General features: G+C 68.8%; 13 protein-coding genes. 7 read left to right on the top strand and 6 right to left on the bottom strand.

Annotation, left to right across the window (positions count from 1 at the left end):
* On the bottom strand, positions 1 to 903 hold a 903-nt coding region (locus JHD80_RS18920; RefSeq protein ID WP_349237300.1), incomplete at its 3' end, for a DMT family transporter.
* 230 nt (positions 904 to 1,133) lie between these two features.
* Between JHD80_RS18920 and JHD80_RS18915 the strand changes: the two genes are divergently transcribed.
* From JHD80_RS18915 to JHD80_RS18900, 4 genes are all read left to right on the top strand, one after another.
* Entirely contained in the window at positions 1,134 to 2,699 is a 1,566-nt protein-coding gene (locus JHD80_RS18915) for a D-alanyl-D-alanine carboxypeptidase family protein (RefSeq protein ID WP_199090583.1), read from the top strand.
* Between the two features lie 7 nt (positions 2,700 to 2,706).
* On the top strand, positions 2,707 to 3,618 hold the full coding sequence (locus JHD80_RS18910) for a DMT family transporter (protein WP_199090579.1): 912 nt from the start codon (positions 2,707 to 2,709) through the stop codon (positions 3,616 to 3,618).
* 17 nt (positions 3,619 to 3,635) lie between these two features.
* Positions 3,636 to 4,751 carry a CobW family GTP-binding protein gene (locus tag JHD80_RS18905; protein ID WP_199090578.1) on the top strand — a complete coding sequence of 372 codons (1,116 nt, stop codon included), beginning with the start codon at positions 3,636 to 3,638 and terminating at the stop codon, positions 4,749 to 4,751.
* A gap of 110 nt (positions 4,752 to 4,861) precedes the next feature.
* Entirely contained in the window at positions 4,862 to 6,010 is a 1,149-nt protein-coding gene (locus JHD80_RS18900) for a GNAT family N-acetyltransferase (protein WP_199090577.1), read from the top strand.
* On the opposite strand, the gene JHD80_RS18895 is transcribed toward JHD80_RS18900, so the two are convergent.
* From JHD80_RS18895 to JHD80_RS18885, 3 genes are all read right to left on the bottom strand, one after another.
* Complete coding sequence (locus JHD80_RS18895) at positions 5,979 to 7,595, bottom strand: AMP-binding protein (protein ID WP_199090588.1); 1,617 nt, start codon at positions 7,593 to 7,595, stop codon at positions 5,979 to 5,981. The genes JHD80_RS18900 and JHD80_RS18895 overlap by 32 nt on opposite strands.
* Before the next feature lie 96 nt (positions 7,596 to 7,691).
* Positions 7,692 to 8,753 carry an ABC transporter substrate-binding protein gene (locus JHD80_RS18890; RefSeq protein ID WP_199090575.1) on the bottom strand — a complete coding sequence of 354 codons (1,062 nt, stop codon included), beginning with the start codon at positions 8,751 to 8,753 and terminating at the stop codon, positions 7,692 to 7,694.
* A gap of 252 nt (positions 8,754 to 9,005) precedes the next feature.
* Positions 9,006 to 10,106, bottom strand: coding sequence for an NADH:flavin oxidoreductase/NADH oxidase (locus tag JHD80_RS18885; protein WP_199090565.1), 1,101 nt, complete (start codon positions 10,104 to 10,106; stop codon positions 9,006 to 9,008).
* Between the two features lie 91 nt (positions 10,107 to 10,197).
* On the opposite strand from JHD80_RS18885, the gene JHD80_RS18880 reads away from it, so the two are divergent.
* From JHD80_RS18880 to JHD80_RS18870, 3 genes are read left to right on the top strand one after another with little or no spacing between them, the layout of a single operon-like run.
* Positions 10,198 to 10,503 carry an ArsR/SmtB family transcription factor gene (locus JHD80_RS18880; protein ID WP_199090563.1) on the top strand — a complete coding sequence of 102 codons (306 nt, stop codon included), beginning with the start codon at positions 10,198 to 10,200 and terminating at the stop codon, positions 10,501 to 10,503.
* Between the two features lie 46 nt (positions 10,504 to 10,549).
* A complete protein-coding gene (locus JHD80_RS18875; protein WP_199090561.1) occupies positions 10,550 to 11,068 on the top strand; it encodes an RNA pyrophosphohydrolase in 519 nt (172 codons plus the stop codon).
* Positions 11,065 to 11,445, top strand: a complete 381-nt coding sequence (locus JHD80_RS18870) for a VOC family protein (RefSeq protein ID WP_199090559.1) — start codon at positions 11,065 to 11,067, stop codon at positions 11,443 to 11,445. The genes JHD80_RS18875 and JHD80_RS18870 overlap by 4 nt, the downstream gene beginning before the upstream one ends.
* Before the next feature lie 50 nt (positions 11,446 to 11,495).
* On the opposite strand, the gene JHD80_RS18865 is transcribed toward JHD80_RS18870, so the two are convergent.
* Positions 11,496 to 11,909 carry a F0F1 ATP synthase subunit epsilon gene (locus JHD80_RS18865; RefSeq protein WP_199090557.1) on the bottom strand — a complete coding sequence of 138 codons (414 nt, stop codon included), beginning with the start codon at positions 11,907 to 11,909 and terminating at the stop codon, positions 11,496 to 11,498.
* A 118-nt stretch (positions 11,910 to 12,027) separates the two neighbouring features.
* A complete protein-coding gene (gene atpD / locus JHD80_RS18860) occupies positions 12,028 to 13,515 on the bottom strand; it encodes a F0F1 ATP synthase subunit beta (protein WP_199090555.1) in 1,488 nt (495 codons plus the stop codon).
* Between the last annotated feature and the right edge of the window lie 13 nt (positions 13,516 to 13,528).

Below are 13,528 nucleotides of genomic sequence, written 5' to 3'. Positions count from 1 at the left end.
CCGCAACGCCAGCGAGAGCAGCAGCCCGACCCCGCCGACGATCATCGCCATGCCCAGCATCTCGCGCCGGCTCGTGCCCTCGGCGAACAATTTGCGCGAGGCGATCTGCGCCAGCGGCACCTCGATCAGCGCGAGCGTGCGGACATTCGCCGCCGTCGTCAGCGAGAAGCCGATGAACCAGAACTGCGAGGCTGCGGCGCCAAGGAAACCGGCCGAGAGCGAGCGGCGCCAGCTCATCAGGCTGAGCATCAGCGCCTGCCGGTCGGCGATGAGCATATAGATCACCAGCAGCAGCGTCTGGAGCCCGAGGCCGAGCACCAGGATGGTCGAGGCGCGGATCAGGAACTCGCCCTCCGGCAGGGCCTGGATACCGCCGCGGAAGCCGATCGCCGACAGCGCGAAGAAGGCGCCGGAGACGATGCCAAGCACGGCGGGGCGCATGCCGGCGCGGGTCAATTTCTCGCCGGGCTTCCAAGACACCACGATCACGCCGGCTGTCGCGATGGCGATCGCCAGGAACTTCAGCGGCGTCAGCGCGTCCCCGAGCAGCGCCGCGCCGAACAGCGCGACCTGCACCGGCTCGGTCTTGGTATAGGCCGTGGTCACCGCGAAGGAGCGCTCGCGCATCGCCGCCAGCATCAGCGCCGTGGCGGCGATCTGCGTCAGCGCACCCCAGAGCGTATAGCCGAGCGAGGCCATGCCGATGGCCGGCGGCAGGCGCTGCAGGCCGAGGCAGGCCAGCACCAGGAACAGCATGGCGAAGGGCAGCCCGAACAGGAAGCGGACCTGCGTCGCGCCGACGACGCCGATGGTCTCCGTGAGCGAGCGCTGCGCCAGGTTGCGCGCGGTCTGCAAGAGCGAGGCGGCGATGGTCGCCGGTATCCAGAGAAGGCCGAAAGCCACGCGAAAGTCCTGGAGAATGCGGAAGGACGCTTCGCTTGTGGACCGGCCGCCGCAGCTAGGCAAATCGCTCCGCAAGGGGTAGGTATGCATTCACGGGCGGGCGAATGTAGCGGCCGTCTCGAAATTGCCGCATGCGTCGCGTTGAACCCTGCGCCGTCGTTACCGGCCAGGCTACCCGCAAGACCGTCATCCGACCGCCGTTCCGAGCAAGACAGGTTCAGACCCGCCCGATGATCGCTTCCCGCTTCGCTGCCGCTCTCGTCCTCGGTGCCGCTCTGACCGGGACGGCTCATGCCGGAACCAGCGTCGTCATCGACGCTTCGAGCGGCGCCGTGCTGTCGAGCGAGAACGCGACGCAAGCCTGGCGCCCGGCCTCGACGACAAAGATGATGACGATCTATCTCGCGCTGAAAGCGGTGCGCGAAGGGCGCCTCGGGCTGGAGACCGCGATTCCCGTCTCGAAGCTCGCCGCCAGCCAGCCGCGGGTGAAGGTCTATGCCCGGCCGGGTTCGGAGATCACGCTCGACAACGCGCTGCGCATCATGATGGTGAAATCGGCCAACGACATCGCCTATGTCGTGGCCGAGGGCGTCGGCGGCGACGTCCCGACCTTCGTCGCCATGATGAATGCCGAAGCGCAGCGTCTGGGGATGCGCGACACCCGCTTCGTCAACCCCAATGGCTGGGACAATCCGGACCAGCAATCCAGCGCCCGTGACCTCGCCGTGCTCGCCATGGCGCTGATGCACGATTTCTCCGATTATTCCGACTACTGGAACACCTCGGCCGTGCAGCTCGGCAAGCAGGTGATGCACAACACCAACGGGCTGGTCGGGCGCTATTCCGGCATCGGCGGCATGAAGACCGGCTTCACCTGCGCCTCAGGCTTCAACGTGGTCGCGACGGCGAGCCGCGGCGGGCGCACGCTGATCGCCGTCGTCATGGGCTCGCTCTCGGGCACCGACCGGACGGTCAAGGCCGCCCAGATCCTCGACCAGGGTTTCGCCTCCTGGGGCGGCACCGGCTACAGCGTCGCCTCGATGCCGCCGAGCGGCACCCGCGCCCCCAATATCTGCGACGACGTGCGCCATCGTGGCGGCGGCACCGCGCTGGCCGACGATGCCGATGCCGCGGGGCCGATCGCAGCCGCGCCGATCCCCAGCCGCGATGCCGATGACGGACGCCTCCCCGTCTATACGACCCAGTCGGCCGGCACGCTCGCGACGCGCACGCCGCGCGGACGCATCACGCTCGGCCCGCGCGCCGAGGTAACGCCGGTGCAGGTTTCCTTCGGCCGCACCGCCGGCTCGGCCGGGGCGCCGCTCGCCGCCAATGCAACGACGCAGCCCGCCTCGCGCGTCGCACGCGGCACGCCGACGATCGAGCCGGAAGCGCCGGTCGCCGCCGGTCTCGCCCTGCCGCCCACCCGCCGCACGGCTTCGAGCAACGGCGCGATCCCGCGCGGCACGACGGCCTTCGCGCCGGCCAATACGCCGGTCCAGCCCTCCAGCGATGCCTTCGAAGGCGGGCCCCTGCGCCTCCAGGGCTCCGTCCAGGCCGGCGCGGCCAATGCCGCAAGCCTGCGCCCCGGCGCGGCCGCCGGCATCAAGCCGGCCGCCCGCAATGCCAAGCCCGACAAGGCGCAAGCCGCCGCCAAAGCCCAGCCGGCGAAGGCCGTGCCGCTGAAGACCCCTCCGGTTCGCACCGCGCCGGGCAAGCCCAAGCCTGCCGAAGCCGCCGTGAAGCCTTCGACGGGCAAGCCCGGCGCCAAGGCCAAGCCCGCCAACGACGCCTGAGGCCCGCTTGAACCCAGGCAGCCCCGATCGGGACCGGGCCAGCGAGAGACAGGGCATCACCCTGGCCCTCGCCTCCGCCGCTGCCTTCGGCACCAATATCGTCAGCGCCCAGATCGCCGGCCAGGCGGGCCTAAGCGGCCCGCTGCTGGTGTTCTACCGCGTCCTGCTGATGCTCGTTCTGGTCGGCGGCGCCGCGCTTCTCTGGCGCGGCTCGCTCACCCTGCGACGCGGGGAGCGCCAGCCCGTCCTGCTCTTCGGCCTGATGACGGCGCTGGTCGGCATCGCCTATCTCTCCTCGGTCGCCTTCGTGCCCGTCTCGGTCGCTGCGGTGGTGTTCTACACCTTTCCCGTCCTGATCGTGCTGTCCGAGCCGGTGCTGACTCCCGCTCCTTTCCGGGCCGACAGGCTGGCGATCGCGCTCGCGGCCTTTCTCGGCATCGCCCTCGTGGTCGGGCCCGACCTGCATGGGCTCGACCCGCGAGGCCTCGCGCTCGCCATGCTGGCGAGCGTCAGCGCCGCCGCGCAATTCTTCGCGGCCGCCCGCTGTGCGGAGACGCCGACCTTGCCCAAGCTGTTCTGGTCGCATGTCGTCATCCTGCCGGTGACGGCCCTGGTTCTGCTGGCGACGGGCGGCTTCCTGCCGCCCCAGACCTTCCTGCTCGCGCCCGTCGCGGTCGCCATCACCTATGGCGGCTATATCGTCGGCTTCGTCTTCCAGATCCTGGCGCTGGCCCGCGTCGCTCCCGGCCCCGCCGGCCTCGCCTTCTGCGCCGAGCCGGTCTTCGCCGTCATCATCGCGGCTGTAGTCCTCGCCGAGCGGCTGGGCGCTCTGCAATATGCCGGCTGCGCCCTTGTCATCGCCGCCATCGTCACTAATGTAACACTAGAACAAAAGCGGCGCAGCGTCGTGCCCGCCTGAGAATCTGCGATCGATCCATGACCGGCGACCCTGCCCGCCCCCTTCCCGTCCCGCTGACCCTGCTCACCGGCTTCCTCGGCGCCGGCAAGACCACCTTGCTCAACCACCTGCTGAAGGACCCGGCGCTTGCCGGCACGCTCGTGCTTGTCAACGAGTTCGGCGAGATCGGCCTCGATCACCTGATGATCGAGGGCGTCGAGGAGAACATGATCCTCCTCGAATCCGGCTGCCTCTGCTGCACGATCCGCGACGACCTCATCGTCACGCTGGAGGATCTGCTGCGCGGCCGCGACAATGGCCGCATCGCGCCGTTCTCGCGCCTCGTCATCGAGACGACCGGCCTCGCCGACCCCGCGCCGATCCTCAACGTCCTGATCAACCACCCCTATCTCGCCATGCGCTTCCGGCTCGACGGCGTCGTGACGCTGGTCGATGCCGTCAACGGCATGGCAACGCTCGACGCGCATGAGGAAGCCCGCCGCCAGGTCGTCGCCGCCGACCGGCTCGTCTTGACCAAGATCGAGCTCGCCACACTCGAAACGGTCACCGCCCTGCGCGAACGCCTCGACAGGCTCAATCCAGGCATCGCCATCCTCACGCCGGACGCACCCGCTGCGGACCTGATCGGCGCCGGCCTCTACGATCTCGCGAAGCAGCCCCATGCCCTGCGTCACTGGCTGGCGGAAGATGCGCTGCCCGGCCATCACCACCACGACCATCATCATGGCGATCGCCATCATCAACACGACCACCACCACCATGGGCACGACCACGATCAGAACCCGCATGACGTCAACCGCCACGACGCCTCGATCCGCGCCTTCGTCCTGACCGCCGATCAGCCGGTCGCGCGCACCACCTTCGAGCTGTTCTGGACGCTGCTGCGCTCCATCCACGGTCCGCGCCTGCTGCGATTAAAGGGATTGGTGGATATCGCCGGCGAGCCCGGCCGGCCGCTGCTCGTCCACGCGGTCCAGCAGATCCTGCATCCGCCGATCCAGCTCGATGCCTGGCCGGATGCCGACCACCGCTCCCGCCTCGTCCTGATCGTGCGGGATATCGAGGAGGACACCGTCCGCAAACTCTGGGCGGCCTTCCTCGGCCAGGCATCCGCGCAGCCGCAGACCGCCTGACGCTGCGGCCCGTTTCTTGAACCCAAACCTGCAAGCCGCAAGGCGCGCCAGCGCGCCTTGCCATTCCGGCACAGCCATGCGCCGGAACGATCCAGGAAGGGTACGGGCAGATGAGCATGATCACGGCTCTGGCGGCGACCGACGGCATCGCGACGGCAGCCGCGCCTCGGCCTCTTCCCCACCCGGATGCAGCTATCCATGGTGAATTGCGCGCGCTCGGCGCCTGCGAATCCATTCGCGAGGAATGGGCCGATCTCGCGGGCCGCGCTCTTGAAGCCAATCCCTGCCTTGAACCGGGCTTCGCGCTGGCCGCGGCGCAGCATCTCGTTTCCTTCCGCGATGCCGAAGTGATGCTGCTCTGGCAGGGCGACCCGCAATCGGAGCGACGCCGCCTCGTCGGGCTCGTGCCCTGCCGCACCCGCCGCCACCTCCTCGCGCCCGCTACGCTGGAAGGTTTCGCCGATCCGCGCCTGCTGAACGGCACGCCCTTGCTCGACCGCACCTTCGCCGCACCTGCCCTCGCGGCCTTCCTACGCGGCTGGCGCGGGCGCAGCCATGCGGCCGAGGCCTTCTCCCTGCCGGGAATCGATCCTGCGGGCGCCTTCGCGACCACGCTCGCGCGCGTCGCCGACGGGCACGGCGTCGCGGTCGGCTGGCAGCCTCTGGTCGGGCGCCGGCTTGAACTGCCGCCCACCGCCCGCATCGCCGTCTCCGACGAGATCCTGCGCGACAAGGGCCGCCTCATCCTCGCCGAAGCCACGAACCAGGCGGACCGGCGCGATGCCGTCGAAATCATGCTGGCGATCGAGGCTTCCGGCTCCCGCGGAAAGGCGGGGAAGGCGACTCTGCAGAACACCCGCGAAGTCGCCTTCCTGCGCTGCATGAGCCGCGATCTCGGCCGGCAGAAGCTCTGCCGCATCGCCGTGCTGGTTCTCGAAGACAAGCCGATCGCGGCGGCGCTCACCCTCGGCAAGGGCGCCTCCTGCTGGCTCTATCACGGCGTCGGCGACGAGGCCCATGCGGCGCTGGAACCCCTACCGATGCTGCTCGCCATGATGCGCAAGGCACAACCGTCGCGGCAGATCCTGCTGCCCGGCGGCCTGCCGCTGTTCGGCGCCCGCGACGAAGCCTTCGGCACGATCACCCTGACCCGGCGCCCGCTGCGGCGCGCGCCCCGGCCGACCGACCTGGCGATCCGCATGCGCGAACGCCTCGCACGCGCGCTGTTCAGGCCTCGGCCCGCAGCAATCGACGGATGATCTTGCCGGTCGTCGTCAGCGGCAGCTCGTCGCGGAAGGCGATCTCGCGCGGATATTCATGGGCCGAGAGCCGCGACCGCACGAAGCTCTGGAGCTCCGAGACCAAAGCCTGCGAGCCGTCCTGTCCCGGCTTCAGCACGACGAAGGCCTTGACGATCTCGGTGCGCAGCGGATCGGGCTTGCCCACCGCCGCCGCCAGCGCCACGGCCGGATGGCGCAGCAGGCAATCCTCGATCTCGCCCGGCCCGATGCGATAGCCCGATGAGGTGATGACATCGTCGTCGCGGCCGATGAAGCGGACATAGCCCTCCTCGTCCTGGACGCCCTCGTCGCCGGTCGTCATCCAGTCGCCGACGAACTTCGCCGCCGTCGCTTCCGGGTTGCGCCAATATTCGAGGAACATCACCGGATCGGGCCGGCGCACCGCGATCTGCCCCTCCTCGCCGGCTGCGCAGATCGTGCCGTCCGGCCGGATGATGGCGACCTCGTGGCCGGGCACCGCCTTGCCGATCGCGCCGGGGCGGCTTACGCCGAGTGCCGCGCTCGACGCCAGCACGAGATTGCACTCGGTCTGGCCATAGGCCTCGTTGATGGTGAGGCCGAGCGCCTCGCGCGCCCATTCCAGCGTCTCGGCGCCGAGCGCCTCGCCGGCGGCCGCGACGGTGCGCAGGTTCAGGCGCCAGCGTCCCTGCGGGCTGCCGGCGCCGCGCATCATCCTCAGCGCGGTCGGCGGCACGAAGGCGTTGCGGATGCCGAGATCCTGCATCAGCCGATAGGCCTCCTCCGGCTCGAAGCGCGTCACCGGCCGCGCCACAACCGCGACGCCGAAATGCAGCGCCGGCAGGAGCATGTTCAGCAGGCCGCCGGCCCAGGCCCAGTCGGCCGGCGTCCAGGCGAGATCGCCCGGCCGCGGCATGAATTCATGCGGCATCTGCACGCCCGGCAGATGGCCGGGCAGCACGCGATGCCCGTGCAGCGCGCCCTTCGGATTGCCCGTGGTGCCCGAGGTGTAGATCATCAAGGCCGGATCGTCCGGCGTCGTCTCGACCGGGGTGAAATCCGGACTCCCCTCCGCCAGCAACGCGTCCCAGCCTTCCACCGAACCATCGGCACCGTCGGTGGAGATGCGTAAGCCGAGCTCCGGCAGCGGCTGCGCGATCTGGCCGAGCTTCGCCAGCCCGCCGGCATTGGTCACGACAACCTTCGCAGCCGAGTCGGTCAGCCGATAGGCCAGGGCATCGACCCCGAACAAGGCCGCCAGCGGCACCGCGATCGCACCGAGCTTGTAGGCGGCGAGATGCGCCGTCAGCACCGCCCGCCCCTGCGGCAGCAGGATGGCGATGCGGTCGCCCTGCCCGACGCCGCGCGCCCGCAGCGCGTTGGCCAAGCGGTTGGAATGCTCGCGCAGCCAGCCGAAGCTGACCGGCGTCACCTGCCAATCCGTGGAGACTTCGATGATGGCGGGCCGGTCAGGCTCGATCGCGGCCCAACTATCGCAGACGTCGACGGCGATGTTGCAGCGATCGGGAATGCGCCAGCGGAAGCCCTCGCGCAGCGCGGCATAATCGGTCAGGTCTGGCAGGATCAAGATGGTGGTCCGGTGGGAGGCGCGGCACGATAGGCAGGCCGTTCCCGGCTGTCACCCGTGTCTCGCGCATCATCTCCCAGCGTAACGATGCGCTCAGAACATGCGTTCGCCGGCAGGCGGCAGGTAGGCATCCGTGAACGCATCGCCCGCCCGCGCCTTGTCGCGGAACGCCCCTGTCAGGGCGAGCTGGTCGAGAGCCTGTGCCCAGCGCTCGCGATCGATCCCGCCCAGCCCATGGGCCCGCACATAGGGCGTCAGGATGTTGCGCTCGACGACGGCGATGAGCTTGTCGCGCTCCACTTCGACTTGCGCGCTCTCGTTGCGGCGCAGGACGAATTGCGCGCAGGCGCCGGGATTGACGACGGCATCGCGCGTGCCGCGCATGACGGCGCGCACGAGCCCCCGCACCGCATCCGGCTTGCTCGCGATGAGCTTGCCGGAGACGATTACCGCGCTGCCGTAGAGGACGAGGCCGTGATCGGCCATTTCCATCAGCACGATGTCCTCGCCCGGCACGCCGCGCGCCCTCAAGGAGACGGCGGTCGAGGGGCCGAAGGCGAAGAGGGCATCGATCTCGCCCGAGGCCAGCATCGGCTCGCGCACCGGCAGGCCGATCGTCTCGATCCTGATCTTGCTGTCGTCGATCTTGTTGAGGCTCTTGAAGAGCGGCCATTGCGCGAAGCTGGCATCGATGCTGGCCGTGCCGAGCTTGCGCCCCTCGAGGCTCGCAGGTGCCGTCGTGACGCCCCGGCTCTTGCGACCGATCAGGGCATAACCCGGCCGGTCATGGATGATCATCACGGCCTTGAGATCGGCTCCCGGATTTTCGTCGCGGAACCGGATCAGCGCATTGATATCGCCGAAGCCGGCATCCTGCGCACCGGCCGCGAGGCGCTGCAGCATGGCGCGCGCGCCATTGCCGGGCTCGATCACGACATCGAGCCCCTCGCTGCCGAAATAACCCTTGTCCTGGGCCGCCAGGAAAGGCGCAGTCAGCGCGTCGAAACGCCGGTCCAGGGCGAAGCGAACGGCCGTGCTTCCTTGCGCGCGCCCCGCGCCGACACCTCCGGCACAAGCCGCCACGGCTCCCACCGCCAGCCGCCCGAACCTGCGCCGGGACAACATCGAGGAGTGAGAGGGCGAAGCGATCGGCATGTCCAGCCTCCGGGCGCCTGGCTGTCTGGAGCACGGCATATCCGCGCGTCCCGTCTTCTTGACATCATAAAATGTTGAAATGCCGTCAACATGACGGAAGTTCCGTCACGATTCAGATCGCGCCCGGCGCTTGCCTCCTCCGCGACGGGAAGCCGGCGCCAGTGTCGCAGCGGATCGACCTTGGTTCCTCCTGCAAACGAACGAGGGGCCCAAAGGCCCCTCGTCGCATACCCCTTGTCGGATCAAACGCCCTCAAGCCGCGCGATAGCGCGCCAGCCAATGCGCGTAAGGCGCCGGCAGGGTCGCCCAGGCCGGGTTCTCGACGCCGAGCGCCTGCGCCGCGGCATAGGGCCAGTGCGGATCGGCCAGGAGCGGCCGGCCCAGCGTCACCAGATCGACCTTGCCCTCGCGGATCAGCGCATCGGCCTGCTCGGGCTTGCTGATGTACCAGCTCGTCGAGGCCGGCAGGCCGGTCTCGCGGCGCACCCGCTCGGCGACGGGCGCGAGGAAGGCCGGACCCCACGGGATCTTGGCCTCATTCGTCGAGAAGCCGACGCTGACATCGATGAAGTCGAGCCCCTCCTCCTTCAGGCGCTTCACCAGCGCGATCGCCTCGCTCAAGGTCTCCTCGTCGCGCCCGTCATACTCGATCACGCCGAGCCGGGCCGAGAGCGGCCGGTTCTCCGGCCAGACCTTGCGGACGGCGGCCAGCGTCTCGATCAGGAAGCGGCTGCGGTTCTCGAAGCTGCCGCCATAGGCGTCGTCGCGCTTGTTGGCATGCGGCGAGAGGAAGTTCTGCGCGAGATAACCATGAGCGAAATGCAGCTTCAGCCACTCGATGCCGATATCGCGGGCCCGCTCGGCGGCCGCGACGAAATCGCCGCGGACGCGCTCGATATCGTCCAGCGTCATCGCGCGCGGCACGCGCGGGAGGCCGCCACCGTGCGCGACGGCAGACGGCGCGATCGTCTCCCAGCCGCGCGCGTCGTTGGCGGGGATATGGTCGTCGCCTTCCCAGGGCAGGTTGGCGCTGGCCTTGCGCCCGGCATGGCCGATCTGGATGCCGCTGACGGCGCCGGCCTTGCGCATCTCCGCGACGATCGGCGCCAGCGCCTGCGCCTGCCCGTCGTTCCAGAGCCCGAGGCAGCCGGGCGTGATCCGGCCTTCCGGCGAGACTCCGGTCGCCTCGATCACGACGAGGCCGGCGCCGCCGCGCGCCAGGCCGGCGAGATGCGCCCGGTGCCACTCGCTGGCGACGCCGTCCTGCGCCGAATACTGGCACATCGGCGAGGCGACGATGCGGTTGCGAAGGGTGATGCCCTTCAGGCTGAAAGGGTCGAACAGACCAGGCATGATGCGGCTCCGCGCAGGGGGTTTTGATGCTTCGATAGTTCGATATTTTTCGAACTTTGGCAAGTTCAAAATCCTGTGATAGGCTGCACCCATGCGACATGCCCGCCTGCCCGCCTCCGAAGAGATCGCGCTCGAAGACGTCTTCCACGCTCTGAGCGACCCGTTCCGGCTGGAAGTCGTCCGCCGGCTCGCGACCGAGGGCGAACAGAGCTGCCAGGCGCTTGAAGGCGACCGGCCGAAATCCAGCGTCTCGCATCATTTCCGCGTGCTGCGCGAGGCCGGGCTGATCCGCACCCGCAACGAGGGCGTGACCCGGATGAACGCGCTGCGCCGCGACGATATCGAGCAGCGCTTTCCCGGCCTGCTCGCCTGCGTCGTCCCCCAGCCGAAGGAATGATCTGGCGCCGGTTCCGCTGCGCCAATCGCCGCCCTATGCTCGCGCCATGAGCCTCCCCTATCGCCCCAATGTCGGCATCGCCCTGTTCAACGCGCAGGGCCTCGTCTTCGCCGGCCGCTCGCACAGCGCCGGCCCCGAGATCGTCCTGCCCGGCTTCGACTGGCAGATGCCGCAAGGCGGCATCGACCCCGACGAGAACATCGTCGCCGCCGCCCGCCGCGAGCTGGAGGAGGAGACCGGCGTCACGCAGGCCGAATTGCTGGCCGTGACCGACGAGTGGTGGAGCTACGACTTCCCGCCCTATGACGGCCCATGGCACAAGCTCTCCGCCTTTCGCGGCCAGCGCCAGCGCTGGGTCGCCTTCCGCTTTACCGGCAGCGAAGAGGCGATGGATATCGGCAAGCCCAATGGCGACGAGCCGCCGGAATTCAGCGAATGGCGCTGGCGCCCGCTCGCCGAGATGCCGGGGCTGATCATGCCGTTCAAGCGAGCGGTCTACGAAAAGGTCGCTGAGGCCTTCGCCGCCTTCGCTTCCCCCGCCATCGGAGAAGGAGGATCGAGATGAACCTCGTCGAGCTCGACCATTGCGTCATCCATGTCTCGGACTGGGAACGCTCGAACGCCTTCTACCACGACGTCATCGGCGCCGAGATCGTGGCGAACGGCAACGGCTTCGCCTATCGCATCGGGCGAGCACAACTGAACTGCCACGGGCCTGGCCTCGACCCGACGCCGGTGGCGCGCCTGCCGGTCCCGCCGGGCGGCAGCGATCTCTGCTTCGTCTGGCCGGGGCCGATCGCCGAAGCGATCACCCATCTGGCGCGGCAGAAGATCGCGATCGAGCTCGGGCCGGTGCAGCGCTTCGGCCGGGGCGGCCACGGCACCAGCGTCTATTTCCGCGACCCCGACGGGTCGCTCCTGGAATTCATCAGCTACGCATGAAAAAGGGCCGCTCGCGCGGCCCTTTCCATAGTCCGAAGCTGAGAGGCGGATCAGGCCGCCTTGCGCTGCTCGAAGACGTGCTTGAACTCGCGCAGTTGCACCAGCGTATCCTGCAGGCGCTTCTTCTCGTCGTCGTTGTGAGAACCGGCGAGACGGGTCTCGGCAGTCAGGATCTCGGCGTCGAGGACGGCGGTGTCGACATCCTCGAGGAAGCGGCCCTGCTCGGCCAGGATCGTCGTCGAAGCCTGGTTGATCTCGACGAGACCGCCATTGACGAAGAATTCCTTGCCGTTGCTCTCGGTCGTCTGGACGAAGACGATGCCGGCCTTGAGCGTCGCGACCAGCGGCGCATGGCCCGCGAGCACAGTCATCTCGCCCTCGACCGAGGGGATGATGACGCTGACGACATCGCCCGAGAACAGGATGCGCTCCGGCGAGACGAGTTCGAACTTGAAGGTGGCCATCGTGTCACTCTCCCCGGCTCGTCATGGCCGGGCTTGACCCGGCCATCTCGGAAACCAGCGGTTTCTGGTCATGAGATGCTCAGGGCTCAAGCCCCGAGCATGACGTGTTCGGTCAACCTTACGCGGCCTCGGCGGCCAGGCGCTGGGCCTTCTCGACGGCTTCCTCGATCGAGCCGACCATGTAGAAGGCGGCTTCCGGCAGGTGGTCGTACTTGCCCTCGACCAGACCCTTGAAGCCCTTGATCGTGTCTTCGAGCGGGACGAGCTTGCCCGGCGAGCCGGTGAAGACTTCCGCGACGAAGAACGGCTGCGACATGAAGCGCTCGATCTTGCGGGCGCGCGCCACGGTCAGCTTGTCGTCTTCCGAGAGCTCGTCCATGCCCAGGATCGCGATGATGTCCTGCAGCGACTTGTAGCGCTGCAGCGTCTGCTGGACCGCGGTGGCGACAGCGTAGTGCTCCTCGCCGACGATATCGGCCGAGAGCATGCGCGAGGTCGAGTCGAGCGGGTCGACCGCCGGGTAGATGCCCTTTTCCGCGATCGAACGCGACAGCACGGTACGGGCGTCCAGGTGGGCGAACGAGGTCGCAGGCGCCGGGTCGGTCAGGTCGTCCGCCGGGACGTAGATCGCCTGCACCGAGGTGATCGAGCCCTTGTTCGTGGTGGTGATGCGCTCCTGCAGGTTGCCCATGTCGGTCGCCAGCGTCGGCTGATAGCCCACCGCCGACGGAATGCGGCCGAGCAGTGCGGACACTTCCGAGCCGGCCTGCGTGAAGCGGAAGATGTTGTCGACGAAGAACAGAACGTCCTGGCCCTTGTCGCGGAAGTCCTCGGCGATGGTCAGGCCGGCGAGAGCGACGCGCATGCGGGCGCCCGGGGGCTCGTTCATCTGGCCGTAGACCAGGGCGCACTTGGAGCCGGCGGTCGAACCGTTGTTCTCCTTCGGGTCCTTGTTGACGTTGGACTCGATCATCTCGTGATAGAGATCGTTGCCCTCGCGGGTGCGCTCGCCGACGCCGGCGAACACCGAGTAGCCGCCGTGCGCCTTCGCGACGTTGTTGATCAGCTCCATGATCAGCACGGTCTTGCCGACGCCGGCGCCGCCGAACAGGCCGACCTTGCCGCCCTTGGCGTAGGGAGCCAGCAGGTCGACGACCTTGATGCCGGTGACGAGGATCTGCGCCTCGGTCGACTGCTCGGAATAGGCCGGGGCCGGCTGGTGGATGCCGCGGGTGGCGGTGGTCAGGATCGGGCCCGCTTCGTCGACCGGCTCGCCGATGACGTTCATGATGCGGCCGAGCGTCTCGTCGCCGACCGGAACCGCGATCGGGGCGCCCGTGTCGGTGACCGACTGGCCGCGGACCAGGCCTTCGGTCGAGTCCATCGCGATGGTGCGGACGGTGTTCTCGCCGAGATGCTGGGCGACCTCGAGGACGAGGCGGTTGCCGAGGTTGTCGGTCTCGAGCGCGTTCAGGATCTCCGGCAGGGCGCCGTCGAACTGCACGTCGACGACGGCGCCGATGACCTGGGCAACGCGGCCGGTGCCGGTGTTGGCGGGCTTCTCGTCGGCGGTCTTCTTGGTGGTCTTGGTAGCGGCTTTGGCCATGGCGGAACCTCGG

It is taken from the genome of Allobosea sp. ASV33 (assembly GCF_016428755.1).
In the GTDB taxonomy this organism is placed as follows: Bacteria; Pseudomonadota; Alphaproteobacteria; order Rhizobiales; family Beijerinckiaceae; genus Allobosea.
The sequence above is the reverse complement of the archived record's forward strand: the minus strand, read 5'-3'. Positions and strand labels throughout refer to the sequence as shown.